The 23,755-nt window shown below is 52.1% G+C and carries 24 protein-coding genes; 15 read left to right on the top strand and 9 right to left on the bottom strand.

The features are described 5' to 3' along the window. Positions 1-163 precede the first annotated feature (163 nt). The 7 genes from groES to TERTU_RS13340 all read left to right on the top strand — a co-directional run bounded on the left by groES (position 164) and on the right by TERTU_RS13340 (position 6,624). Positions 164-454: a co-chaperone GroES gene (groES, locus tag TERTU_RS13375; protein WP_015819234.1), complete on the top strand. Its 291-nt coding sequence runs from the start codon at positions 164-166 to the stop codon at positions 452-454. A 62-nt stretch (positions 455-516) separates the two neighbouring features. Continuing rightward, on the top strand, positions 517-2,157 hold the full coding sequence (gene groL, locus TERTU_RS13370; RefSeq protein WP_015816860.1) for a chaperonin GroEL: 1,641 nt from the start codon (positions 517-519) through the stop codon (positions 2,155-2,157). Between the two features lie 256 nt (positions 2,158-2,413). Further along, positions 2,414-2,995 (top strand): Fe-Mn family superoxide dismutase, encoded by a 582-nt coding sequence (locus TERTU_RS13365; protein WP_015818510.1) that lies wholly within the window; start codon positions 2,414-2,416, stop codon positions 2,993-2,995. 370 nt (positions 2,996-3,365) lie between these two features. Continuing rightward, positions 3,366-4,127: a hypothetical protein gene (locus TERTU_RS13355; protein WP_228378157.1), complete on the top strand. Its 762-nt coding sequence runs from the start codon at positions 3,366-3,368 to the stop codon at positions 4,125-4,127. Positions 4,128-4,238: 111 nt separating this feature from the next. After that, positions 4,239-5,759, top strand: a complete 1,521-nt coding sequence (locus tag TERTU_RS13350; protein ID WP_015817711.1) for a fumarate hydratase — start codon at positions 4,239-4,241, stop codon at positions 5,757-5,759. Positions 5,760-5,769: 10 nt separating this feature from the next. Continuing rightward, positions 5,770-6,141, top strand: a complete 372-nt coding sequence (locus tag TERTU_RS13345) for a 4a-hydroxytetrahydrobiopterin dehydratase (protein WP_015817958.1) — start codon at positions 5,770-5,772, stop codon at positions 6,139-6,141. 297 nt (positions 6,142-6,438) lie between these two features. Next, positions 6,439-6,624 (top strand): hypothetical protein, encoded by a 186-nt coding sequence (locus tag TERTU_RS13340; protein ID WP_015818595.1) that lies wholly within the window; start codon positions 6,439-6,441, stop codon positions 6,622-6,624. Positions 6,625-6,678: 54 nt separating this feature from the next. Here the strand turns inward: TERTU_RS13340 and purN are convergent, their stop codons facing one another. Together purN and purM are read right to left on the bottom strand one after the other, a co-directional pair. Further along, a complete protein-coding gene (gene purN, locus TERTU_RS13335) occupies positions 6,679-7,329 on the bottom strand; it encodes a phosphoribosylglycinamide formyltransferase (RefSeq protein ID WP_015816792.1) in 651 nt (216 codons plus the stop codon). Positions 7,330-7,338: 9 nt separating this feature from the next. Beyond that, positions 7,339-8,397, bottom strand: a complete 1,059-nt coding sequence (gene purM / locus TERTU_RS13330) for a phosphoribosylformylglycinamidine cyclo-ligase (RefSeq protein ID WP_015817382.1) — start codon at positions 8,395-8,397, stop codon at positions 7,339-7,341. Positions 8,398-8,581: 184 nt separating this feature from the next. Here purM and TERTU_RS13325 point away from each other — a divergent pair, with 184 nt between their 5' ends. Then, the gene (locus TERTU_RS13325; RefSeq protein WP_015820311.1) at positions 8,582-9,712 is read left to right on the top strand and encodes a DUF2066 domain-containing protein; all 1,131 of its coding nucleotides are present in this window, start codon (positions 8,582-8,584) and stop codon (positions 9,710-9,712) included. Positions 9,713-9,737: 25 nt separating this feature from the next. Beyond that, positions 9,738-10,448 carry a DnaA regulatory inactivator Hda gene (hda, locus tag TERTU_RS13320; RefSeq protein WP_015820859.1) on the top strand — a complete coding sequence of 237 codons (711 nt, stop codon included), beginning with the start codon at positions 9,738-9,740 and terminating at the stop codon, positions 10,446-10,448. 108 nt (positions 10,449-10,556) lie between these two features. Here the strand turns inward: hda and sppA are convergent, their stop codons facing one another. The 4 genes from sppA to arsC are packed head-to-tail and all read right to left on the bottom strand — an operon-like array spanning position 10,557 to position 13,738. Beyond that, positions 10,557-12,413 (bottom strand): signal peptide peptidase SppA, encoded by a 1,857-nt coding sequence (gene sppA, locus TERTU_RS13315; protein ID WP_015819602.1) that lies wholly within the window; start codon positions 12,411-12,413, stop codon positions 10,557-10,559. Next, the gene (locus TERTU_RS13310; protein WP_015819647.1) at positions 12,406-12,798 is read right to left on the bottom strand and encodes a DUF2069 domain-containing protein; all 393 of its coding nucleotides are present in this window, start codon (positions 12,796-12,798) and stop codon (positions 12,406-12,408) included. Before TERTU_RS13310 ends, sppA begins: the two co-directional genes overlap by 8 nt. Then, on the bottom strand, positions 12,798-13,388 hold the full coding sequence (gene wrbA, locus TERTU_RS13305) for an NAD(P)H:quinone oxidoreductase (protein ID WP_015818811.1): 591 nt from the start codon (positions 13,386-13,388) through the stop codon (positions 12,798-12,800). Before wrbA ends, TERTU_RS13310 begins: the two co-directional genes overlap by 1 nt. Continuing rightward, positions 13,385-13,738: an arsenate reductase (glutaredoxin) gene (gene arsC / locus TERTU_RS13300; RefSeq protein WP_015818305.1), complete on the bottom strand. Its 354-nt coding sequence runs from the start codon at positions 13,736-13,738 to the stop codon at positions 13,385-13,387. The genes wrbA and arsC overlap by 4 nt, the downstream gene beginning before the upstream one ends. Before the next feature lie 129 nt (positions 13,739-13,867). Here arsC and TERTU_RS13295 point away from each other — a divergent pair, with 129 nt between their 5' ends. The 3 genes from TERTU_RS13295 to TERTU_RS13285 all read left to right on the top strand — a co-directional run bounded on the left by TERTU_RS13295 (position 13,868) and on the right by TERTU_RS13285 (position 17,063). Continuing rightward, the gene (locus TERTU_RS13295) at positions 13,868-15,154 is read left to right on the top strand and encodes a YihY family inner membrane protein (RefSeq protein ID WP_015818268.1); all 1,287 of its coding nucleotides are present in this window, start codon (positions 13,868-13,870) and stop codon (positions 15,152-15,154) included. An 87-nt stretch (positions 15,155-15,241) separates the two neighbouring features. Continuing rightward, positions 15,242-15,613: a response regulator gene (locus tag TERTU_RS13290; RefSeq protein WP_015817792.1), complete on the top strand. Its 372-nt coding sequence runs from the start codon at positions 15,242-15,244 to the stop codon at positions 15,611-15,613. Between the two features lie 220 nt (positions 15,614-15,833). Beyond that, the gene (locus tag TERTU_RS13285; RefSeq protein WP_015819408.1) at positions 15,834-17,063 is read left to right on the top strand and encodes a valine--pyruvate transaminase; all 1,230 of its coding nucleotides are present in this window, start codon (positions 15,834-15,836) and stop codon (positions 17,061-17,063) included. Positions 17,064-17,098: 35 nt separating this feature from the next. Here TERTU_RS13285 and rnt read toward each other — a convergent pair whose 3' ends face one another. Together rnt and pyrC are read right to left on the bottom strand one after the other, a co-directional pair. Then, complete coding sequence (gene rnt, locus TERTU_RS13280; RefSeq protein ID WP_015818992.1) at positions 17,099-17,734, bottom strand: ribonuclease T; 636 nt, start codon at positions 17,732-17,734, stop codon at positions 17,099-17,101. 18 nt (positions 17,735-17,752) lie between these two features. Continuing rightward, positions 17,753-18,787 (bottom strand): dihydroorotase, encoded by a 1,035-nt coding sequence (pyrC, locus tag TERTU_RS13275; RefSeq protein ID WP_015820100.1) that lies wholly within the window; start codon positions 18,785-18,787, stop codon positions 17,753-17,755. Between the two features lie 231 nt (positions 18,788-19,018). On the opposite strand from pyrC, the gene TERTU_RS13270 reads away from it, so the two are divergent. Continuing rightward, complete coding sequence (locus tag TERTU_RS13270; RefSeq protein WP_041590436.1) at positions 19,019-19,882, top strand: flagellar protein MotY; 864 nt, start codon at positions 19,019-19,021, stop codon at positions 19,880-19,882. 29 nt (positions 19,883-19,911) lie between these two features. On the opposite strand, the gene TERTU_RS13265 is transcribed toward TERTU_RS13270, so the two are convergent. Then, positions 19,912-20,610 (bottom strand): ABC transporter permease, encoded by a 699-nt coding sequence (locus tag TERTU_RS13265; RefSeq protein ID WP_015820560.1) that lies wholly within the window; start codon positions 20,608-20,610, stop codon positions 19,912-19,914. 154 nt (positions 20,611-20,764) lie between these two features. On the opposite strand from TERTU_RS13265, the gene TERTU_RS13260 reads away from it, so the two are divergent. Both TERTU_RS13260 and ccoN read left to right on the top strand, forming a co-directional pair. Continuing rightward, on the top strand, positions 20,765-22,000 hold the full coding sequence (locus TERTU_RS13260) for an argininosuccinate synthase (RefSeq protein ID WP_015817727.1): 1,236 nt from the start codon (positions 20,765-20,767) through the stop codon (positions 21,998-22,000). A 303-nt stretch (positions 22,001-22,303) separates the two neighbouring features. Continuing rightward, a complete protein-coding gene (ccoN, locus tag TERTU_RS13255; protein WP_015819586.1) occupies positions 22,304-23,746 on the top strand; it encodes a cytochrome-c oxidase, cbb3-type subunit I in 1,443 nt (480 codons plus the stop codon). Positions 23,747-23,755 lie beyond the last annotated feature (9 nt).

Raw genomic sequence — 23,755 nt, 5'->3', positions numbered from 1 at the left:
TGCTTAATTTTTAAAAATGGGTGTTGAAATCATAAAAACGGTACCCATCTTGGGGAACACGAAGGCTTTTGTGCCCCTGAGCTAACTCGGTGGCACGCTAAAACAATGCCCCTCAACCGGGCATAAAAGTGTTGATATAACGTGAAATCTGGAGAAATCATCAATGAATATTCGTCCTTTACACGATCGTGTTGTGGTTCGCCGCAAGGAAGAAGAAGAAAAATCTGCTGGTGGCATCGTTTTGCCTGGTTCGGCTAAAGAAAAGCCAAACCAAGGTGAAGTCGTAGCCGTTGGTTCCGGCCGCGTTTTGGACAACGGTGAGACTCGCCCTGTAGACGTAAAAGTGGGTGACACTGTGGTGTTCGGCAAGTATGCCGGTAGCGACACTATCGAGATTAACGGCGAAGAGCTGGTAATCCTCAGTGAGAGCGACATCAAAGCGATTATCGAGTAAGTCGCGCTTCAACACTGTAACTGTTAACGATCAATATTCTAGCTAGTTAAGGAATCATTACTATGGCTGCTAAAGACGTAAAATTTGGTGATGACGCCCGCCAGAAAATGCTGGTAGGTGTAAATGTTTTGGCCGATGCGGTAAAAACCACGCTTGGCCCTAAAGGTCGCAACGTAGTTCTCGACAAAGCTTTCGGCGCTCCAACCGTAACTAAAGACGGTGTTTCTGTTGCAAAAGAAATCGAGCTGAAAGACAAGTTCGAAAATATGGGTGCGCAGATGGTTAAAGAAGTTGCTTCTAAAGCCTCTGACGATGCCGGTGACGGTACCACTACAGCAACTGTTCTGGCGCAAGCCATTGTGAACGAAGGCCTCAAGTCTGTTGCTGCTGGCATGAACCCTATGGACCTGAAGCGCGGTATCGACAAAGCCGTTGCTGCTGCTGTTGAATTTGTAAAATCTTCTGCCCAGCCATGTGAAGACAGCAAGTCTATTGCACAGGTAGGCACTATTTCAGCCAACAGCGATTCTCACATTGGTGACATCATCGCTGAAGCGATGGAAAAAGTTGGCAAAGAGGGTGTTATCACAGTTGAAGAAGGCAGCGGTCTGGAAAACGAACTGGACGTTGTTGAAGGTATGCAGTTCGATCGCGGTTACCTGTCTCCATACTTCATTACCAATCAGGATAATATGAGCGTTGAGCACGAGAGCCCATTCATCCTGTTGGTTGATAAAAAAATCTCCAACATTCGCGAGCTTCTGCCAGTTTTGGAAGCGGTTGCGAAAGCGGGCAAGCCTCTGGTTATCGTTGCAGAAGACGTTGAAGGTGAAGCGCTGGCGACTCTGGTTGTTAACAACATGCGTGGCATTGTTAAAGTTGCAGCATGTAAAGCGCCAGGTTTCGGCGATCGTCGTAAAGCCATGCTGCAAGACATTGCGATTCTGACCGGCGGTACTGTTATTTCCGAAGAAGTTGGTCTGGACCTGGAAAGCGCAACCTTGGAGCATCTTGGCCAAGCCAAGCGTTTCACCATGTCTAAAGAGAACAGTGTCATCGTTGACGGTGCCGGTTCTGCAGACGACATCAAAGCGCGCGTTAACCAGATTCGCAAGCAAATCGAAGAAACCAGCTCTGAGTACGATGCTGAAAAACTGCAAGAACGTGTGGCGAAACTGGCCGGCGGTGTAGCAGTCATTAAAGTCGGTGCCGCTACTGAAGTTGAAATGAAAGAGAAGAAAGCCCGTGTCGAAGATGCTCTGCATGCAACTCGTGCGGCAGTTGAAGAAGGTGTTGTGCCTGGCGGTGGTGTTTCTCTGATGCGCGCTGTTGCTGCTATTGCAGATCTGCAGGGCGAAAACGAAGATCAAACCGCTGGTGTAGCTATCGCGCGTCGTGCGATGGAAGCACCACTGCGTCAGATCGTGACTAACGCTGGCGAAGAAGCTTCTGTAGTTGCCGAAAAAGTTCGCGGCGGCGAAGGTAACTTCGGTTACAACGCTGGTTCAGGCGTATACGGCGACATGCTGGAAATGGGTATTCTCGACCCTGCGAAAGTGACTCGTACTGCGCTGCAGGCGGCGGGCTCCATCGCTGGTTTGATGATCACCACCGAAGCAATGGTTGCGGACAAGCCAGAAGACAAAGCCGGTCCAGCAGTCCCAGATATGGGCGGCATGGGTGGCATGGGTGGCATGATGTAAGCTACGGCTTCATCAGAATTCATCCAAGCTACAAAAGAACGGCCCCCTTGGGGCCGTTTCTTTATGATCGATAAAATCTGGCTACACTGTCGATCAATTACGCTCCTACCCGTGGAGCGTTGAATTTAAGTAAAATCGGGCCGTCTAAGATATTTAACGTGTGGCGGGGTGTTCATCCACCTTCATTGTTCGTGCGTACTCAATCATGGCGTAGATATTGCGCTGTATCAGGACCCAATCCAAGAGGAAAGCAATTATGGCATTTGAATTACCAGAACTTCCCTACGAGCGCGGTGCGCTTGCTCCGCATATTTCCGAAGAAACCCTCGATTTTCACTACGGTAAGCATCACAAAACCTACGTTGATAAATTAAACGGTCTGGTTCCTGGCACAGAATTCGAAGGTAAGACACTCGAAGAAGTTGTAAAAACGTCAAGCGGTGGTGTGTTCAACAATGCTGCGCAGATCTGGAACCACTCGTTCTACTGGAACTGCTTGAGCCCCAACGGTGGCGGTGAGCCGACTGGAGCCATTGCCGACGCAATTAATTCCGCGTTTGGCTCATTTGCAGACTTTAAAGAGAAGTTCACCACTTCTGCGATCAACAACTTTGGTTCAAGCTGGACTTGGTTGGTCAAGAAAGCGGATGGCAGCGTAGAAATTGTTAACACCTCAAATGCCGCGACGCCACTGACTGACGATACTCTGACGCCTCTGTTGACTGTGGATTTGTGGGAGCATGCGTACTACATCGACTACCGCAATGCGCGCCCCTCGTATATGGACGCATTCTGGAACCTGGTGAACTGGGATTTTGTGAACGCAAATTTCGCATAATTTCAGCTAGCGAAGTACACCAACAAAGCACGCGTAAGCGTGCTTTGTTGGTTTTGGAACCGCAAAAATCCGCAGAACCAGCTTTTGTGTACGCTGAATGTGCCGTTGTTCGAACAAACCTGCTTGTTTGGCTGTCAACAACACTACGCAGTAGCGTATTCCCCTGGCACCGAGTGAAGAGCAGCGAATTATCGAGCGGCCACTGCTCGATGCAGATGCGAAGTAAATCGCTGTTTGCGTAACAGTGAACTTCATTGCTTTGTGTGGTTTCACTGCTAACTCGTTGAAACTGCTAGAATAGCGTGATAATTGTTAATGCGTCAGTTTACGATTGGCGCACCTGGTTTTTAAATTCAATTTGCTGACTTTTATGACTGAAAGAAAAGAACCCACGATTAGTGCCATTCGCCCTGACCCCGATGAAATTGCCCGCCGTCAACGCCCGTCATCCGGCGCGAACCGCGCAGTAAAAAGCGATACGCGAGCTGCGGTACCTGCGCAGCCCTCATCGTCGAAGCCCAGCGGTGGTGGGGTATCTATCGTCGGCGTCATTGCCCTGTTAATTGCGTTTGTCGCTTTGGGCGGGGTTGCTTATATGTATCAACAGAACCAGCTGTTGATGGCACAACTGGGCTCGGCAGATAGCCGGATTGTCGATTTGGAAAAGCAGTTGGAGATGACTGGCGACGAGTCAACCGCATCCATGGCGGCAGTTCAGGCTAAGCTAAAATGGGCCGACTCGGAGATCCGCAAACTTTGGGGCGTGTCTTACGATACCAACCGGAAAGCGATTGCAGCCAACACCGACAAGATTGCAGCACTTACAAAATCCGCCGGTTCAGTGGACAGCAAAATTGCAACAGCCCTGAAAGGGCCAAAGGCTGATATCAAGCTAATTAACGATCTTATCGAAGGCCAGCAATCTGCGATTTCCTCAGTGGAAACGCGCGCATCGCAGGGGGTGGCTCAGGTCCAGGCATTGACCGATACGATGCGCAAACTGGAAAAAAGCGAGGCAGCGCTACAATCTCGGATTAAAACCAACGAGGAAGCCATCGAAGCCATTGATGCTTTCCGTCGAACCGTGAACCAACAACTGTTGCAGTTGCGCGCTGGGTCGACGGCACCCTAAGCCGCTATTGGGTCTTTAACTTGATCCAAACCTGCGGCGCGTGACGCTCGCTGGGCTAAAATGCCCAGCACTCCATTTCTACGCATACCACCAATCAACGTTGGAATTGTTATGACTACCATCATTCGTCAGCAAGATATTATTGATAGCGTTGCCGATGCGCTTCAGTTCATTTCGTACTACCACCCGAAAGATTTTATCGACGCCGTGCATGAGGCGTATAAGAAAGAAGCAAACCCTGCCGCCAAGGACGCCATGGCCCAAATTCTGATTAACTCGCGTATGTGCGCGCAGGGTCACCGTCCCATATGCCAGGACACGGGCATCGTCACTGTGTTTGTTAATGTAGGCATGGATACCAAAATTGATGCTGATATGAGTTTTGATGACATCATCAATGAAGGCGTACGCCGCGCTTATAAGCACCCGGATAACGTTCTGCGCGCGTCTATTCTTTCCGACCCGGACGGCGCACGTAAAAATACCGGCGACAACACGCCTGCGGTGATTCACTACAAAATGGTTCCCGGCAATACCGTTGACATTCATGTTGCAGCCAAAGGCGGAGGCTCGGAGGCAAAAACCAAATTCGCCATGCTGAACCCGTCGGACTCGGTCGTTGACTGGGTATTAAATGTTGTCCCACAAATGGGAGCGGGCTGGTGTCCTCCCGGCATGCTCGGAATTGGTATTGGTGGCACCGCTGAAAAGGCCATGTTACTGGCGAAAGAAGCGCTTCTTGATCCTGTCGATATTCAGGAGTTGCGCGAACGCGGTGCTGAGAATCGCTCGGAGGCATTGCGTCTTGAGCTGATGGATAAGGTTAATGGTTTGGGCATTGGCGCGCAGGGGTTAGGTGGCTTGACAACGGTTTTGGACGTAAAAGTCAAAGACTACCCGACTCACGCGGCGAACAAAGCCATTGCGGTGATTCCAAACTGTGCCGCCACCCGTCACGCACACTTTACTCTGGACGGTTCCGGACCGGCACTGCAGACGCCACCCAGTCTGGAAGACTGGCCGGAAGTCAGCTGGGAAGTCGGTGATTCTGTCGAGCGTGTCGACTTAAATACGATAACGGCGGACGACATCACCCGTTGGAAACCCGGTCAAACCTTGCTGTTGAACGGTAAACTGCTTACGGGGCGCGATGCAGCCCACAAGCGCCTTGTGGATATGATCGAAAAAGGTGAGCCCATGCCTGTGGACTTCACCAACAAATTTATTTACTACGTTGGCCCGGTCGACCCCGTTGGTGATGAGGTTGTTGGTCCGGCAGGACCCACGACAGCCACGCGGATGGACAAATTTACCCGCACAGTGCTGGAAAAAACCGGTCTTATCGGCATGGTGGGCAAGGCTGAGCGGGGGCCTGTTGCGATCGAGGCAATCAGAGACAATAAAGCGGTCTACCTGATGGCCGTTGGGGGGGCTGCCTACCTGGTTTCGAAGGCCATTGTTAACGCGAAGGTTCTTGCATTTGAGGATCTGGGTATGGAAGCCATCTACGAGTTTGATGTGAAAGATATGCCGGTAACTGTAGCGGTAGATAGCGAAGGCGTATCGGTTCACCAAACCGGGCCGCAGGAATGGAAAGCGAAAATCGAAGAGGGTGTGGTGACGGTCAAGTAGAGGCCGCGTTGTGCCTATTGAGATTCCGGCGGCTGAGTTGGCGACCGCGCACTGCGAAATATGCGGCAAGGGCGCGCAGTCTTTGACTGCGCCCGAGCAAGCTGCGATGTTAAAAGTGCTCGATGGGTGGCGGCTGGAATCTTTGCCCGATACTCCTGCGGCTTTTATCAAAGATTTTCAGTTTGCGAATTTCTCGGACGCACTGAATTTCGTTAACGAACTGGGGGTTGTTGCGGAGCAGGAGTCGCATCACCCCTTGTTGACGCTCACCTGGGGGCGCGTCACCGTCAGCTGGTGGAGTCACAGTATTGGCTCGGTACATCGCAACGATGCGGTTATGGCAGCAAAGACAGATGCCGTGTACCAGCAACGATTCGCTTGATTTAAATGGCCTAGCACCGCAGGCCAACTCTGTCCTATATAGCCATTCGCTTTAATTATTCCCAACATTACGCGTTTTTATTCCAAAACTTCCTTTCGAACTCTCTGCACCTGGCATATTCACCATTATACTTGGCGGTAGGATTGGCGTATAAATTGTGCTCTAGCGTATTCTCGGCGCACATTTAGCGGCAGTCAGGAAACTGTACGACGCTGGACTTGTCTTACTATGCACCGTAAATAGCGCAGCGGCGGTTTGCGCTGGGCGATTCGCCCTGACTACATCAGGTACAACGATATGGCGGAAATACTCGAGTTTAAAAAGAAAGCGCCGGCAGAGGTTCACAAGGGAAAATCGCTCTGCCGACATGGCTTCCACAAGTGGATTATCAAGCAGGAAAAACAGTTTGATTCCCAGCAAGGTAAGCTGGTAACGGTCTACAAGTGTGAGCGCTGCGGCAAGTCGAAAGTAAAGGCGCTTTAGTAAGCGCCTTTCCTGATTTAGTGTTGTCGTTTTTCTCTGGCTTGGTGCGGGCAGCTATTGCTCCCCTAAGTCAACCACTTCTCCATCTAAGAATGCTTTCCCGTCTTTCATGCTCAATCGACCTTGGGCAAACCAACCGATAACGCGAGGGTAGAGCAGGTGTTCCTGTTCTAACACTCTGGCTGCGAGCGTATCCGCCGTGTCGCTGGACAGTACAGGAACCCTTGCCTGACTGATTACAGGCCCGCCGTCCAGCTCAGCCGTCACGAAATGAACAGACACGCCGTGCTCTGCATCACCAGCCTCTAGTGCTCGCTGATGCGTGTGAAGCCCCTGATATTTTGGCAATAACGATGGGTGTATATTGATCATTTTGCCAAGGTAGTGATTGGTAAACTCTGCAGTGAGAATCCGCATGAAGCCGGCGAGCACAACTAAGTCCGGTTCGAATGCGTCAATCTGCGCGCTGAGAGCCCCGTCGAATGCTTCTCGACTCTCATAGGATTTGTGGTTGAGCACACGGGTGGCGATACCGGCCTGTGCGGCGCGCTCCAATCCAAGAACGCCTTCGCGATTGCTGATGACCGCACAGATCTCTATTGGCAATTGGCCTGCGGACTGTGCGTCGATTATGGCTTGTAAGTTACTTCCGCTGCCGGAAATCAGAACAACGAGTCGGCACTGAGATGTGGTTTTGCTTTTCACGGGACGACCTTAGTTGCGACGCAACTCAACCTGTTCTTCTCCGGCGGCGAGAGGCTCGATCTGGCCAATCACAAAAGGCGCTTCACCTGCATCGCTGAGGAAACTGATCGCGCGCTCAGCATCGTTTGCGCTGACGCAGATCACCATGCCTACACCACAGTTAAATGTGCGATACATTTCTGTGTCTGCCACGTTTCCTCTTTGCTGCAACCAGGAGAATACCGGGGGGAATTCCCAGCTTGCGCAGTCAATAACTGCTTTGGCGTTGTCTGGCAGTACGCGTGGAATATTTTCGGTTAAACCGCCACCTGTGATATGACTCAGTGCTTTCACGTCTAACTCAGCAAACAGTGCTAGCAGGGTTTTAACGTAAATCCGGGTTGGCTCCATGAGCGCTTCACGCAGTGGTTTACCGCCGACATCTTCGTTAAGGTCGGCGTTACTGACTTCGAGGATTTTGCGGATGAGCGAGTAACCATTCGAGTGCGGGCCGCTTGAGGGAAGTCCGATCAGGGTATCGCCTGTCGCTACCTTGCTGCCGTCGATAATCTTTGCCTTCTCTACAATGCCAACGCAAAAGCCTGCGAGGTCGTAGTCGTCACCTTCGTACATGCCCGGCATTTCTGCGGTTTCACCACCGACCAAAGAGCAACCCGCGAGCTCACAGCCGTTGCCAATTCCCTCCACAACTTGCGCGGCAATATCGACGGAAAGCTTGCCCGTCGCGTAGTAGTCGAGGAAGAAAAGGGGCTCAGCACCACCCACAATCAAATCGTTCACACACATCGCAACCAGGTCAATGCCAATGGTGTCGTGCTTGTTCAGCTGCATTGCCAATTTGAGTTTGGTGCCCACACCATCCGTGCCGGAAACCAGAACCGGCTGGTTGTAGCCACTTGGCAGCTCGAACAGCGCGCCGAAGCCGCCAAGGCCCGCCATCACTTCCGGTCGTCGCGTGCGCTTGGCCACAGATTTAATGCGCTCTACAAGGTCATTGCCTGCATCGATATCAACGCCGGCGTCTTTGTAGCTCAGTGAGGGGGAATTGCTGGAGGATTGGTCTGTCATAGGGAAACGTCTGATCTTTTAATGATTAGCTAAAGCGTGCACCTTGAGTGGTCGCCTGTCTTAGAGGGCGTGCATTTTAACAGTTTCATTGCGATGAATCTCGGGAAAACTGTGTCTCGAAACGCTGTCGACCTACGGCGGAGTTGGTACAATGCCGCGCGGATCAACTTGGCTTGGAGAATTTATGGCCCTACACACCCGTTATAACGCAGTATGGAACAAAATTTTTATTTTACTGACGGGCGCATGTTTTCTTAGCTTCGCAGCGCAAGCAGCAGAGCAAAACTACTATCAGGCCGAGGTCGCAGTGCAATCACAAAGCACACAGGCTCGCAAGCAAGCAGCAGAGACGGCACTCGCTGAAGTGCTGGTGCGCATGTCCGGCACGATGCAGGTACTCGAAGACCCAGTCATCAGTAAAACTCTGCCGAACGCTATTAGTTATGTTGAGCAGTTTCAGTACGCCCCCAACACCAATCAGGCTCAGCGTTTCGAGGGGTACAACGAAGTTCTCAGTCTCGAATTTTCGCCTGCTGCGGTGGAGCGTTTGCTGCGGCAGGAGGCGGGCATGCCATTTTGGCCGACAAACCGGCCAAGTACGCTGGTTTGGTTGGTGGAAGATAGTGCCAACTACGGCCGCCAGCTGTTAGGGCCGGATGATATCCCCGCGGTGTTTACCAGTCTGAACATGGCCGCGCGGCGACGTGGCTTGCCGTTGAGTTTTCCGCTGATGGATCTGGAGGATCAACTGGCACTTTCTGCGGAACAGGTATGGGAATTGGACGAGAGTGCGATACTCTCAGCTTCCGCGCGTTATGGCGCTGATGTCATTCTGGTCGGTCGTTATTCGTCCACCTCTTCAGGACGTATCCTTGCCACATGGCAGTTTTTTCACCGTGACGAAACTCAAGTGTATGACAGTCGTGCCGAGGACGTTGCGGAGCTGGGCGACCAGGCGCTTGATCCGCTTGCGGATTATTTAGGCGCGCGTTATGCCATCACTAACGCGCCGGGTGAAACCAAGGCTCTGGTGATGCAGTTGGAGGGGGTAAGCGACTTTAAATCTTACCGTGGAGCAGTCGGCTACCTTGAAAATCTCGCGTTAACCACCAAAGTAGTGCTCGCCGCAGTGCGTAACGATACCTTATTACTCCACTTGAGTTCTGATGCCGGGGTAGATAAATTTATCAGCACCTTGGCGTTGGACTCGAAGTTGGTGCCGGTAAGCGCACTCGCCGCCAGCGAAGAGGTTCCTGTCTGGATGCAAATTCCGAAAGGAACTGCACAAAACCCGCTAATTTACCGTTGGCGTTGAGAGATGAGTTTTAGTTAGGAGTGATATGGCCGCCCAACCGCAGCAACTAAGCCTGGGAATTGCTCTGCACGAGGAGGCGACTTTCGCCAATTACCTCGCAGTGGGCTCTGGTAACCGCCAAGCCGTGGATGCGTTGGAAAAGGTCGCGTCAGGTGCGAGCCTGGAAAATACATTTGTGTGGGGCGCCCATGGCACTGGCTTGAGTCACCTCTTGCAAGCCGTTTGTCACCAGGCGTCGGACTGTGGCCGAAGCCTTCAGTATTTTCCGATGGCTGATGTTCGCGGCTATGCGCCTGCAGCATTGTGTGAGGGCCTGGAAGATTTGGATTTGGTGTGTCTCGACGGTATCGAGCATATTTGTGGTTCGCGGGAGTGGGAACAAAGTTTGTTTCACCTGTTTAACCGCATGCGGGATGCAGGTAAAACACTGGTTTTTTCATCGCATGTGAGCCCCGCAGCGTTGCCCATTGTATTGCCGGACCTTAAGTCACGCTTGATGAGCTGTATTATTTATCATCTGGAAAGTTTAACGGACGATGCTAAAAAAGCGGCGTTGCAGCAGAGAGCCCACGAGCGTGGTTTTGATATGCCGGAAGAAGTCGCCAGTTTTATTCTTAATCGTGCTTCGCGGGATACGGCAGAATTATTCGAACTGCTGGATAAGCTGGATGACGCGTCGTTGCAGGCGCAACGTAAACTCACCATTCCTTTTGTTAAAAGTGTTTTAGAGCTTTAAGCTCAGTTCTTTTTCTCCTGTTTTTCCTTCATTAAACAGTTAAGCCGCTGCCAGCTTCGGCAGCGGCTTACTGATCTGATTCCAGATTGCAGTCAGAAAGGAGCCTAATCAGGTAGGATTGCACACCATGCAAAATGCCATGATCTCCGGTTGCTCACCGTCGTTGTACGACCACTGTACTTTTTGCATTAGCTTGGCGAGATTGCCGACAGGGCTTGTGTCGAAAAGTGCTGCCAGGCTACCAAGCTGACTGTGCTGATCCACCAGACCGCTCACACTAACCTCTTGCATAAGTGCGTGCATAATTTCTTCGGTGGGCGTTAGTTCCCGCTTAATCTGCTTAACTCTATAGCTGCCTGCACCGATATGTTCGGCAACAGCGTCGAGTGTGTCGTGGAGGGTGCCGAGCTTGTCGACTAAACCGAGTGAAGCTGCGGCTTCACCAGACCAAACACGGCCCTGAGCTATTTCATGCACGCTGGCGGGGTCGCTGTCGCGCGCTTCAGCAACGATATTCAGAAAATGATCATAAACATCGTTGATACCGCTTTGAATCAATTGCTTGGCTGGCGCGGAGAGTGGACGGTCTGGATGATAGATATCAGCCAACTCAGTTGTACCGACACCATCAGAGTGTACGCCAAGCTTGTTAAGTGCATTGGCCAAGTTTGGAATCAGCCCCCAAACACCTATAGAACCCGTCAGGGTAGACGGAGTGGCCCAAATTTCGTCGCCAGCAGATGCAACCCAATAGCCGCCGGACGCTGCCATGCTGCCCATCGAAATATACACCGGCTTACCAGATTTTCGGGTGTTGAGTATTTCTTGGCGAATCACTTCAGAAGCAAATGCACTGCCTCCGCCACTGTCAATGCGCAATACGATAGCCGCAATACTATCGTCGTCGCGGGCCCTGCGAATCAACTCTGTCAGGCTGGCACTGCCGATTACGCCGTTCGGTTGATCGCCCCCAACAATATTGCCCTGGGCAACAATAAGGCCGAGGGTTTTCCCGCCAGATGGCAATTCGAGCTGCGTGGCCTGACGGTATTCCTCGTATCCGATCGCGTCGTAGGTCTCGCCGTCGTCGCTGGCACCGACTTTCTCCGCCAATAACTGGCGCACGTCGACACGCGATACAAGTTTGTCCACCAAGCCCGCCTGTAACGCTTTTTCTGCTTGCGAATCCTCGTTGGTTTCGTTTGCGTCTGTTAGTGAAGCTAAATAACTGTCGATAGCTCCCGGGGCTAACTGACGATTTCCCGTTACCCGGTTCACATAGGTATTCCAGAGCTCATTAAGCCAGCGACTGTTGTGTTCGCGAGAGGCGGGCGACATATCATTGCGCATAAAAGGTTCTACCGCATCTTTGTATTGGCCGACTCGAAACACATGGAAGTCGACTGACAATTTGTCTGCGGCATCCTTGAAATAGTTCTGGTACATCCCGAAACCAGTAATGAGGACGCTGCCCATCTCATTGAGATAAATCGTGTCGGCGAAGCTCGCTAGAAAGTATTGCTGCTGAGACAGGTTGTCGCCGTAGGCGTAAATGGGTTTGCCTGCGGCTTTAAAATGCTCTAGCGCTTGGCCCAGTTCTTCCATTTTACTGATCCCACCACCCGCAAACTTGGTGAGGTTGAGTACCATGCTGGTAATCCGGTCGTCGGTTGCCGCGTGATTTATGGTGTCGACCAGATCAATTAATGATGTTTCCAGCCGGCGGCCGTCAGAGCCCAGTACCAGGTCGGCGGGGCTGGCTTCGTATGTCAACTGATCGACCAGGAACCCCTCCGGGGCAATGTTCAAGGCGATATGGTTGGGCACATGCGGTTTTGGTGCATTGACTATCGCGGTAATGATTGCGGCGAGAATTATCAAAAATATCAGGTTAAAAAACGCAGCGCGCAGCCAGCTGATAACGGCCCAAATAGCACTAAAAATGCTGGCAATAAATTTAAACATAAGGTGTTTCCTTGGCTTTTCGTTGCGACCATCGCGACGCAAGCATGGCGGCGATAAAGATGTATACGGTCAGTATAAGAAACAGAATATCGAGGTATCCGGCGGTAGAAACAAGCGCACCGTCCACGGCTTTGACAAAATAGATCAATATGACAAAGCACAGCCAGCTAAAACTACGGTAGTAGCCCGTCAGCATACCGGGCAACAGCGCAGCAAGAGGGAGACTCTGAGCGATAAAAACTACCCAGTTGGGCCCCGAATGGCGTAAAAAATTCCATGCGAAAAAAAGCAGGATCAGCGCCGCCAGACCAACATAGGTGGCTATCAAGCTAAAGCGAAGTTTGGTGTTCAGGTGTGGAATCGGTTTGGGTGGGCTAGAACGCATCATTTCTCCAGTTTTTGTGCGAGTTCGGCAATTCTTGCACCAAACGCGATGCACAGGTTGCGCTCGTCCTGGCTCGGGGTCGTATTGGATGCATGGCCTGCCACGTGGCTCGCACCGTAGGGGGTGCCGCCGGTTTGCGTGTGATGCAACTCTGCTTCGCTGTAGGGAATTCCCGCGATAACCATGCCGTGATGCAGTAATGGCAGCATCATCGAAATCAAGGTGGTTTCCTGGCCACCGTGCAGTGAGCCGGTGGAGGTAAACACGCCGGCGGGGCGGCCAATAAGTTCGCCGTTTAGCCAGAGTCCCGATGTGTTGTCAATGAAGTGTTTGAGTGGCGCCGCCATATTGCCGAAACGGGTAGGGCTGCCGAGCAGGAGTCCGGCGCAATTGCGCAAATCCTCTTCTGAGCAGTAGATGTCGCCTTCCGCGGGAATATCTGGGTCGACCGCATCGCAGGTGGCTGATACCGGCGGTACAGTGCGCAGGCGGGCCTCCATACCTGCCCGCTCGACGCCTTCGCCTATCTGGCGGGCCAGCTCTCGAGTTGCTCCAGTACGGCTGTAGTAAAGGACCAGGATGTAACTCATAGCAAAGTGTTCACTCGCTCAGGTGGGCGCCCAATAATCGCTTTGTCGCCTTTGGCTACGATGGGGCGTTCAATCAGTTTGGGAAATTTAACCATTGCCTCTATCAAGGCATCGTCAGACAGTTGGGGGTCGCTTAAATTGTTTTCTTTGTAGGCATCTTCACCTTTGCGCAACAGATCGCGTGCGGGCATGTCCAACTTAGTTAGAAGATCGCGAAGTTCTTCTGGGGTCGGCGGTGTTTCTAGGTACTTGATTACCGTGGGTTCTACGCCGGACTCTTCAATTAAGGCGAGTGTCTGGCGAGATTTTGAACAGCGAGGGTTGTGAAAGATCCGAATATTGTCTGTCATGTGTCGCTCTCAGTTAAAAGCGGGCATTCTAACCTGTCGCTGGAGCAGACTCCTACTCCATGGCTGCTCGCGTTGATGTTGTATTGATTACTGCTACAATTTTTTGCCCAGTCAAATGGATATTTTGTAATGCAAAAACTGGTAAAAACCTGGCTCAAGCGCAGTAAGCGCATACGGGGAGTCTTGCTTCAATTCAGTAAAGAATTGTTTTTCGAGTTTAACGAGCGCGGCTGCCAGCGCAGTGCCGCGGCGCTCACCTATATGACGTTATTTGCGCTGGTACCGTTGATGACGGTTACCTATACCATGTTTTCGGCAATTCCTGCCTTCGATGGAGTCGGGGACCAGCTAAACGGGTTGATTTTTCATCATTTCTTGCCCGAAACCGGTGAAGAGGTGTCCCAGTACCTTTCCGACTTTTCCTCCCAGGCGCGGCGCTTGAGCGGGGTTGGTGTGGTGATGCTACTTGTCACTGCTTATCTCATGCTGCGCAATATAGAGACCACGTTTAACAGCATATGGGGTGTTAAGCAGGCTCGTTCCGGTCTGTCGGGTTATCTGCTGTATTGGGCGATTCTCAGTGTGGGGCCGATTCTGGTTGCCGCGGCTTTTCTTTTGAGCACCTATTTGCTGTCTGTGCAAATTATGCTGGAGGATCTCGATGGTCTCGGGGTGATGCAGCTGGTGTATCGAGTGGTGCCTTGGGCGCTTACCAGCGCGGCATTTACGCTGCTGTTTGTGGCTGTTCCTAACTGTCGGGTGCCGTTCAAGTTTGGGGCGATTGGTGGTGTTATCACAGCGTTTGCGTTTGAGGTTGTGAAGGCGGTATTCGGTTATATCGTCGCCAACTCCAGCTTCAAACTGATCTATGGCGCATTCGCCGTGGTGCCGCTATTCCTCCTGTGGGTTAACCTACTTTGGACTATTATCCTCGGAGGTGCCGTGTTTGTGCGCACGCTCGCGGAGCACAGTTATGCATCGCGGATCTCACGGCTATCGGATATGATAGTGGTTCTTATTTGCTTGGCGTTGTTTCGTGAGAAAGCAGCTCTCGGCGAAAGTGTCTCGGACAGAGATTGTGTGCGCCTCGGTATTGGTCTTGTCCATTGGCAGCGGATGCGGAGTTTGATGGTTGAACACCGCTGGATTGCTGTAACCGAGTCTGGGGATTATGTGCTGAGCCGCGATTTGCGCCGCGCAAACATCTGGGAAGTGGCAAGCATGGTGCGTATGCCTGTCTCGGAGGAGCTGTCGTCGCTACGCGAGAATATTGCGGGTCGTGCGCCCTGGTTCGCTGATTTTCTCGAACGCCAGAGTGAGTTGCGCAGTCACGCAGAAAGTGCCTTTTCAGTCTCGCTTGAAAGTTTGTTTGCCGCAGAACACGAAGAAGAAAAACCGTTGACGGATCAAACCTGATGGCATATTCCAAAACGCAGGCGATATTGCTGTCTATACTCAACTACATCGGATAAGTACACCCTAACCAGATTACGATACAGACACATGGCGTTACCCATACTCATTTGTGACGATTCAAACATGGCCCGCAAGCAGGTGACTCGTAGCCTCCCTGCCGGTTGGGACGTGGAAATAACCTATGCCACAAATGGCGCAGAAGCGCTTGACGTTATCAGGGCTGGCAAAGCGGATATGGTGTTCCTCGATTTGACTATGCCCGTTATGGATGGTTACGGAGTGCTTGAAACCGTGCGCCGTGAAGACCTTAATTGCATGATTATTGTGATTTCCGGTGATATCCAACCAGAAGCGCATGAACGGGTTAGAGCGCTGGGGGCAATCGACTTTATTAAAAAGCCTGTCGACAAAACCAAATTGGAAACCGTGCTCACCACCTACGGGTTGATTTCTGGTTGACGTCGTCAACTGGCGTAACCTTCCCCCAAAGTTTTTAAGCTTGTAGCCGGCGTATACGGTCTTGCACTGCTGCATCGTCGGTTCACCGCGAGATCTTCAATCATTCGGACTTGCCGACCTCTCTCCGCACGACTCCGAAGGCATTCGCCTCTGCTAACTCGGTGCCCGCTGTAGCCCGCAATCCTGATAGAATCGGCAAAATTTTTATGAATACGCTGATATGAATCCCTCATCTTTTGCTCAAAAGTTCACTGGCGACGCTGCTATTGTTGACCTCATGGAAGACCTTGGCGACGCACTTAATGTAAATCCGGATCTGTTGTTTCTCGGTGGTGGCAACCCGGCGCATATTCCAGAGTTTGAAGCGCGTATTGGCGAGCATTTAAAAGCGATATGTGATCAGCCAGCTGAGTTGCACAAGTTGATTGGGATTTATCAGTCGCCCCAGGGCAATGAAGCGTTTATAGACGCGCTTGCCAGTTATTTGCAGCAACGCTACCAATGGCCGGTGACTACGGCGAATATCGCGGTTGCAAATGGCAGCCAGTCTGCGTTCTTTATTTTGCTGAATTTGCTCGCAGCACAAGGCCAGATATGCTTACCGATGATGCCGGAATACCTGGGCTACCGCGACCAGGGGCTTGGAGATAACATATTTAAAGGCTATCGCCCGCGCATAGAGCTGATCGGTGAGCACCGTTTCAAATACCATATCGACTTCGCTGCACTCGAAATCACGTCCGATACTGCCGCACTTTGCGTCTCACGGCCAACCAATCCATCAGGAAATGTTGTTTCTGACGATGAGATGCGCCAGCTGCAAGCCATCGCTCGCGCGCACAATATTCCGCTAATTGTTGACTGCGCCTACGGTTTTCCGTTTCCTGGTGTGGTTTATCAGGAAGCGGAGTCGTTTTGGGATGACAACACCATTCTTATGTTGAGCCTGTCCAAGCTCGGCTTGCCCGGCGTGCGCACCGGTATCGTTGTCGCGCCCGAAGCTGTTATCAAAAAGTTTGTGAGCGCAAACACCATTATTTCCCTAGCCTGTGGCAATCTAGGGCCGATGCTGATGAATTCGCTGATGGCTGCCAATGAGCTGGATTCGATCTGTGAAACGGTTATTCAGCCCTACTATCGTGCGAAGCAGGCCTACATGTTGGAGCAAATAGATCGGCATCTAGCGGGGCTGAACTATCGGGTGCACGAGTCGGAAGGGGCGTTTTTTGTTTGGATCTGGTTTCCGGATTTACCTGTCAGTAGCGAGCAGTTGTACCAACGCATGAAAGAGGCCAACGTGCTGATTATGGCCGGAGAGCATTTTTTCTTTGGCATGGACGAGAATTGGGATCACGCGCACCAGTGTATTCGCCTAAATTTTTGTCAGGCGCCAGAGGTGATTAGTGACGCATTGCAGATCCTTGCAAGAGAAGTTCGCGCGCTAGGGTAAAGCCCACGGCGCGATTGCCGGGGCCTATGCCGTATTTACTCGAGAGGCCAGCCGCCGAGGGCTTTCCATTTGTTCACCATCAGGCAGAAGAGGTCGGCCGTTTTTTCTGCATCGTAAGCGGCTGAATGAGCTTCGCGGTTGGAAAACTCGAGGCCGGCAAGTTTGCAGGAGGTCGCCAGCACCGTGTGGCCGAAGATTAGGCCGCACAGGGTCGCAGTATCAAAACAGGAAAACGGATGAAAGGGATTCCGCTTGATATCGCTGCGTGCCGCCGCGGCGTTAAGAAAGTTTAAATCAAAGTGCGCGTTGTGGCCCACCAGCACCGCGCGGTTACAACCGTAACCCTTTACGGCTTTACGTACGCCAGCGAAAATATCGCCTAATGCAATTGCTTCGGGTACGGCTTCTCGATCTTCGCTTTCCAGGTCAATGCCCGTAAACTCCAGTGCCGCCTTTTCAATGTTGGCTCCCTCAAACGGCTCGACATGGAAAGAAAACGTTTCGTCCCGCTGCAGGAATCCATTGTCATCCATATGTAAGGTAACCGCTGCGATTTCCAGTAGCGCATCGGTGGCTGCATTAAAACCGCCGGTTTCCACATCGATAATTACAGGTAGAAAGCCGCGAAAACGTTGTGCGAACGGTGTTTTGACTATCTCGGTAGAACTCACTTACTCACGCCTTGTAGGTTATTTTTGAACTCGCCAATTCAGGGTTTCGCCCGCTTTTACCGGTACGAGTGACTCGTCGCCGAAGGTCAGGGTATCGGGTACAGACCATGGTTCGCGGCGCAAGGTGATGGTGTCTGAATTGCGCGGCAAACCATAGAAATCGGGGCCGAAGTGGCTGGCAAAGCCCTCCAGGCGGTCCAGTGCGCCAGCATCCTCGAAGGCTTCGGCATAGAGCTCAATGGCAGCAAACGCCGTGTAGCTGCCTGCGCACCCACACGCCGCTTCTTTGCGACTCTTGGCGTGAGGCGCGGAATCGGTACCGAGGAAGAACTTTGGGCTGCCGCTAGTGGCCGCAGCCACTAGCGCTTGCTGGTGAGTTTGGCGCTTCAGAATTGGCAGGCAGTAATAGTGGGGGCGAATACCTCCGGCCAACATATGGTTGCGGTTGTAGAGCAGGTGGTGGGCAGTAATGGTGGCGGCGACGTTGTCAGGGGCTTGAGCGACGAACTCCGCTGCTTGCTGGGTAGTGATATGTTCCAGCACAATTTTCAATTTTGGAAAATCGGCTACAACCTTGCGCAGCGTTCGTTCTATGAATACGGCTTCGCGGTCGAAAATATCGATTGCACTGTCGGTGACTTCACCGTGTAAGAGCAAAAGTACACCTTGTCGTTCCATCTCTTCCAGCGCTGGGTAAATGTGTTGGATATCCGTAACCCCGGACGCAGAGTTGGTTGTGGCGCCGGCCGGGTAGAGCTTGCAGGCCACAACACCGGCCGCTTTTGCTGCGGCTATCGTTTCAGGTGTGGTGTTGTTTGTTAGATACAGAACCATTAAAGGTTCGAACGGTGTCTCCGCTGGAATCTGAGCCTCAATGCGGGCCCGATAGGCCAGAGCCTCCTCGGCATTTGTTACCGGTGGCACCAGATTGGGCATGATAATCGCTCGGGCAAAGCTGGCTGCAGCGTGAGGTACGGTGGTTTCCAGGGCTGTCCCGTCGCGCAGGTGAATATGCCAGTCGTCTGGGCGCAACAGGGTCAGTGAATCTGTCATGGATTGAAGCCTTATGGTTGTCGGGGCGGCCAAATGGGCGCATACCCACTATGCTTAAGATAATACGCAGGGGCGCATGCTACCGGAAATGGCGTCAGTTGCCCATGACTCAAGAAATGGCTGCGCCTGCCGATAATCGACGAATAACCCGGAATTCATTTGTTCACCATGCGAAAGCTTTGCCGTTATCTTTTGTTCCTACTGTGCGTTTTTGCGTACGAGTGCGGCGCTGTGCGCTTTACGAATGGAATTAATGATAGCAACTGGACCACGTCTGGCTCGGTATTCGAGTGCCGGCTGGCGCAGACTGTACCGTTGTTTGGGCAGGTGGTGTTTCGTACCCGAGCAGGAGAATCGTCCTCATTTTATCTTCGTTCCAAAGTGGCGCAGTTCGAAGCTGGTGAAGCCGCGTTGGTAGCCAGGTCGCCGGTTTGGGCTCATCCCCAGGTTCAGGAAGTATTGGGTAGTGTGCAGGTGAAGCGCGGTACTCGCCCTCTGTGGTTGGGGCGGGAGAAAACTGAGCTGATGCTGGCGGGCCTGAACTCCGGTAAAGAAATAGCATTGCTGAGGGAAAGCTGGTACGACGAGGCAGAAAATGTCGACCTGGCTATTTCGAATATTGGGTTTCGGTCAGAATATCGCAAATATCTGGATTGTCTGGCAGGGCTCCTGCCCGCAAACTTCGATCAACTAAAGCGCACGTCCCTGTATTTCGTGGTTGGCTACACCGATAAACTCAGTCGAGCCGCAACGCAGAAGCTCGATCAGATCATACTCCTGGTAAAGCATGACAAAGCGATTAACCAGTTTATTATCGATGCGCACGCCAGTGCAGAGGGGACGCGGATTGATAATTTGGAGCTGTCTAAAACTCGGGCAGATCTGGTGCGGGACTATCTGGTCGGCCATGGTATTCCGGAATCTCAGCTGGTTGTCCGCTGGCATGGCGAGCGCTACCCGGTGGCATCTAACGACTCGTCATCGGGGCGGGCAAAAAATCGTCGCGTTACCGTACGCATGGAAAAACTGGCGCAACCCGAAGCGCCGCCTGAGGGTACCACGACTATGGCTGCGCAGGCTGCTGACGAGAGTTGAGGTCTAATTTTAGCTACATTTTATCTGGCCTAGTGTTTCCTGTAGTTGCGCTTTACCTGCCAGAAGTAGAGTGCCAGGGTGAGGCTTGCGTTGCCTGCAATCATACTCATCACCAGAATCTGATAGCGAACTGCCTCCAGTGGTGCCATCCCGGCGAGAATTTGACCTGTCATCATTCCCGGCAATGAAACTAATCCCACCGCCAGCAATGAATTCACTTGGGGAATCATTGCGGCTCTAAACGCACTTACACAGGCTTCCGGCAGTTCATGGCTATCAATTTGTGCTTCAAGTCTTTCAGCGCCGAGACTCAAGCTGTTCATGCCATTCGCGACCACCATACCCGCGAGCGGGATGATTTGCTGTGGTTGATACCAGGGGGCTGGCTGTAACACCACGAAAATAATCCATACCAGGTGGAGCACACTGGCAATAGTCAGGCTAGACAGCGCTGCGACATATCGCCAGGCAGACTTGTTTTGTAGCGGTCGCAGTGCTATCCAGGAGGCTGCCATGAGCATGACGCTGAGCACGCACAAACCCAGAACTGGCGCGGGGCTGGTAAATAGCACATTAAGCAGGTAACCGATACCAACCAACTGGAGTACCATGCGCACCGCCGCAATGGCGAGCTCGCGCGTATGGCCGAGTTGCCATTGAAAAATCAGCAGGGCTAATAGCAGAGGGGCCATCGAAAGCAGTGTTGCGGATACGGAAAGATGGGTCATGTTCAAGCCTCTGCAACCTGAGTAATGATTAATGCAGACGTTAATCGGTCAGGGTAACCGTAAAAGCACTGGAGTTTAGAGAGGCGAGCCTTTAAAATTCGGCCCCCTCATTGTTTTATCCGCTGTTCGCGGGCAATTCCGTTACGGAGTCAACATGTCAGCCGAAAATTCTTCAATAAAAAAAGTCGTTCTTGCCTACTCTGGCGGCCTCGATACGTCTGTGATCGTAAAGTGGTTGCAGGAAACCTACCAGTGTGAAGTTGTTACATTCACGGCCAATATCGGCCAGGGCGAGGAAGTAGAGCCCGCTCGCGCCAAAGCTCAGGCCATGGGTGTTAAAGAAATTTATATTGAAGATTTACGCGAAGAGTTCGTTCGGGATTACGTTTTTCCAATGTTCCGCGCCAATGCAATCTATGAAGGCGAATACTTGCTGGGTACCTCAATAGCACGTCCGCTGATTGCTAAGCGAATGATCGAAATTGCGAATGAAACCGGGGCCGACGCGATTTCTCACGGCGCTACCGGCAAGGGGAATGATCAGGTTCGCTTCGAGTTGGGCGCCTATGCACTGAAGCCAGGTGTAAAAGTTATTGCTCCCTGGCGCGAATGGAACCTCACATCTCGCGAAACTTTGATGGCCTACTGTAAAGAACATGAAATCCCGGTGGATTTTGCCAAGGCGACGAAAAAGTCTCCTTATTCCATGGATGCTAACCTGCTCCATATTTCATATGAAGGCGACATTCTGGAAAACCCCTGGGTTGAAGCTGAGGCGGATATGTGGCGTTGGACGGTTTCCCCTGAGCAGGCACCAGACACACCGGAATATATCGAGATCTCATTCGAGAAAGGCGACCCTGTGGCGATAAACGGCGAGGCAATGTCGCCTGCTACAATTCTGGAAACACTTAACAAAAAAGGCGGTGCGCACGGAATTGGTCGTTTGGATATCGTAGAAAACCGCTACGTGGGTATGAAATCCCGCGGTTGCTACGAAACGCCAGGGGGCACCATTTTGCTTCCTGCGCACAGGGCTATTGAATCGATTACCCTGGATCGCGAAGTCGCTCACTTCAAAGACGCGTTGATGCCCAAATACGCAGATCTCGTTTATAACGGCTACTGGTGGAGTCCTGAGAGAAAAATGATGCAGGCGGCAATTGACGAAAGTCAGGCGTGTGTCAACGGTGATGTGCGCCTCAAACTGTACAAGGGTGCCGTTACGGTGGTGGGCCGTCGTTCCGCAGATAGCCTGTTTGACGAGTCTATCGCCACGTTTGAAGACGACGCAGGCGCGTATGATCAAAAAGATGCGGCTGGTTTTATCAAGCTTAATGCGCTGCGCATGCGCATCGCCGCGCAAAAGGGTCGTAAGCTGGAAAACTGATCTTCATCGCGGTTGTATGGAAGTTGCCAGTGCTAAAACTGGCAATTTCAAACGGGTTCTCAGGTATCATGTTGTTTAGTGTGCCATTTGATGGTAATCAAACCTATGCTTGTTTGAGTACCTATAATCTCAGGTAACTTCATGCGCGCGATTTATATCGGTGCCATATCCATATAAAATCCGCGTGATTCCCGGTGCTCAAGCTAGCGCCAAACAATGTATTCGTAGACCAGGGGCATGGGTGGTGCGCTCCTGGCGCTGTCGTTTCTAAACTCGTAAAAACCAAAAACACAGGACTTCACTATGAGTAATGGCTTGGCAACAGAACAGCCGGCATACAACTACAAGGTCGTGCGTCAGTTCACGATCATGACAGTTGTGTGGGGTATTGTCGGTATGTTCATCGGCGTATTGATCGCCGCGCAATTGGTGTGGCCGGACCTGAACAACCTGCTGCAACCCTATACTCACTTTGGTCGTTTGCGCCCGCTGCACACCAACGCCGTTATTTTCGCATTCGGTGGCTGTGCGCTGTTCGCGACCTCCTACTATGTGGTTCAGCGGACCTGCCAAACCCGCCTTTGGGGTGGTTTTTTAATTCCGTTCACCTTCTGGGGCTGGCAGGCAATCATCGTTGCGGCGGCGATTACCCTGCCACTGGGCTATACCTCGTCTAAAGAATACGCCGAGCTGGAATGGCCAATTGATATTGCGATCACCCTGGTTTGGGTGTCATACGCCATCGTTTTCTTCGGTACAGTGGTTAAGCGCACAACCTCCCACATCTACGTCGCCAACTGGTTTTTTGGCGCGTTCATTGTGACTGTCGCGCTGCTGCATGTGGTTAACAATATGGCCGTGCCCGTTACGCTGTTTAAGTCTTATTCTGCCTATGCTGGCACTATGGATGCGATGGTTCAGTGGTGGTACGGCCACAACGCGGTTGGCTTTTTCCTGACGGCGGGCTTCCTGGGCATGATGTATTACTTCGTGCCCAAACAAGCGGGCCGCCCGGTCTACTCCTACCAACTGTCTATTGTGCATTTTTGGGCGTTGATCGCGGTTTACATTTGGGCGGGTCCTCACCACCTGATGTACACCGCGCTACCAGATTGGGCGCAATCGCTGGGTATGGTCATGTCTTTGATCCTGCTGGCGCCATCCTGGGGTGGCATGATCAACGGAATGATGACCCTGTCAGGTGCCTGGGATAAGCTTCGCACCGACCCAACATTGCGTTTTTTGGTCGTGTCCTTGTCGTTCTACGGAATGTCCACTTTCGAAGGCCCGATGATGGCTATCAAAACTGTGAACTCCCTGTCGCATTACACTGATTGGACCATCGGTCACGTGCATTCCGGCGCATTGGGTTGGGTTGCGATGATTTCTATCGGTGCGGTCTACCACCTGGTTCCACCGCTGTTTGGCCGTGCCAAAATGTACTCGGTGAATCTGATTAACATCCACTTCTGGATGGCAACTATCGGTACCGTGCTTTACATCGCCTCCATGTGGGTAAACGGTATTATGCAGGGCCTCATGTGGCGCGCATTTAACGCGGACTCTACCTTGACCTACAGTTTCGCTGAGGCGGTGGAATCCAGCCACTACGGCTATATTGTTCGTTTCCTGGGTGGTTTGACCTTCGCATCAGGCATGCTCGTTATGGCCTACAACGTATACAGAACTGTGAATGATAAGCAGCCTGAAGAAGCGACTTCCGCTTCAGAGCCGCAGGTTGCGTAAGGGGATCAA

This window comes from Teredinibacter turnerae T7901, from assembly GCF_000023025.1.
Classification (GTDB): Bacteria; Pseudomonadota; Gammaproteobacteria; order Pseudomonadales; family Cellvibrionaceae; genus Teredinibacter; species Teredinibacter turnerae_B.
Note: the sequence above shows the minus strand (reverse complement) of the source record. Positions and strands in the feature narration are given on the sequence as shown.

Bases quoted from the DNA above. Each gene is read 5' to 3' on its own strand.
- pyrC (WP_015820100.1), bottom strand. From the start codon at position 18,787: ATGACAGATTCACTGACCCTGTTGCGCCCAGACGACTGGCATATTCAC.
- TERTU_RS13325 (WP_015820311.1), top strand. From the start codon at position 8,582: ATGGCCCTACACACCCGTTATAACGCAGTATGGAACAAAATTTTTATT.
- TERTU_RS13290 (WP_015817792.1), top strand. From the start codon at position 15,242: ATGGCGTTACCCATACTCATTTGTGACGATTCAAACATGGCCCGCAAG.
- groL (WP_015816860.1), top strand. From the start codon at position 517: ATGGCTGCTAAAGACGTAAAATTTGGTGATGACGCCCGCCAGAAAATG.
- TERTU_RS13260 (WP_015817727.1), top strand. From the start codon at position 20,765: ATGTCAGCCGAAAATTCTTCAATAAAAAAAGTCGTTCTTGCCTACTCT.
- TERTU_RS13350 (WP_015817711.1), top strand. From the start codon at position 4,239: ATGACTACCATCATTCGTCAGCAAGATATTATTGATAGCGTTGCCGAT.
- hda (WP_015820859.1), top strand. From the start codon at position 9,738: ATGGCCGCCCAACCGCAGCAACTAAGCCTGGGAATTGCTCTGCACGAG.
- groES (WP_015819234.1), top strand. From the start codon at position 164: ATGAATATTCGTCCTTTACACGATCGTGTTGTGGTTCGCCGCAAGGAA.
- TERTU_RS13355 (WP_228378157.1), top strand. From the start codon at position 3,366: ATGACTGAAAGAAAAGAACCCACGATTAGTGCCATTCGCCCTGACCCC.
- TERTU_RS13265 (WP_015820560.1), bottom strand. From the start codon at position 20,610: ATGACCCATCTTTCCGTATCCGCAACACTGCTTTCGATGGCCCCTCTG.
- TERTU_RS13365 (WP_015818510.1), top strand. From the start codon at position 2,414: ATGGCATTTGAATTACCAGAACTTCCCTACGAGCGCGGTGCGCTTGCT.
- ccoN (WP_015819586.1), top strand. From the start codon at position 22,304: ATGAGTAATGGCTTGGCAACAGAACAGCCGGCATACAACTACAAGGTC.
- purM (WP_015817382.1), bottom strand. From the start codon at position 8,397: ATGACAGACCAATCCTCCAGCAATTCCCCCTCACTGAGCTACAAAGAC.
- TERTU_RS13285 (WP_015819408.1), top strand. From the start codon at position 15,834: ATGAATCCCTCATCTTTTGCTCAAAAGTTCACTGGCGACGCTGCTATT.
- wrbA (WP_015818811.1), bottom strand. From the start codon at position 13,388: ATGAGTTACATCCTGGTCCTTTACTACAGCCGTACTGGAGCAACTCGA.
- TERTU_RS13295 (WP_015818268.1), top strand. From the start codon at position 13,868: ATGCAAAAACTGGTAAAAACCTGGCTCAAGCGCAGTAAGCGCATACGG.
- TERTU_RS13310 (WP_015819647.1), bottom strand. From the start codon at position 12,798: ATGCGTTCTAGCCCACCCAAACCGATTCCACACCTGAACACCAAACTT.
- TERTU_RS13340 (WP_015818595.1), top strand. From the start codon at position 6,439: ATGGCGGAAATACTCGAGTTTAAAAAGAAAGCGCCGGCAGAGGTTCAC.
- arsC (WP_015818305.1), bottom strand. From the start codon at position 13,738: ATGACAGACAATATTCGGATCTTTCACAACCCTCGCTGTTCAAAATCT.
- sppA (WP_015819602.1), bottom strand. From the start codon at position 12,413: ATGTTTAAATTTATTGCCAGCATTTTTAGTGCTATTTGGGCCGTTATC.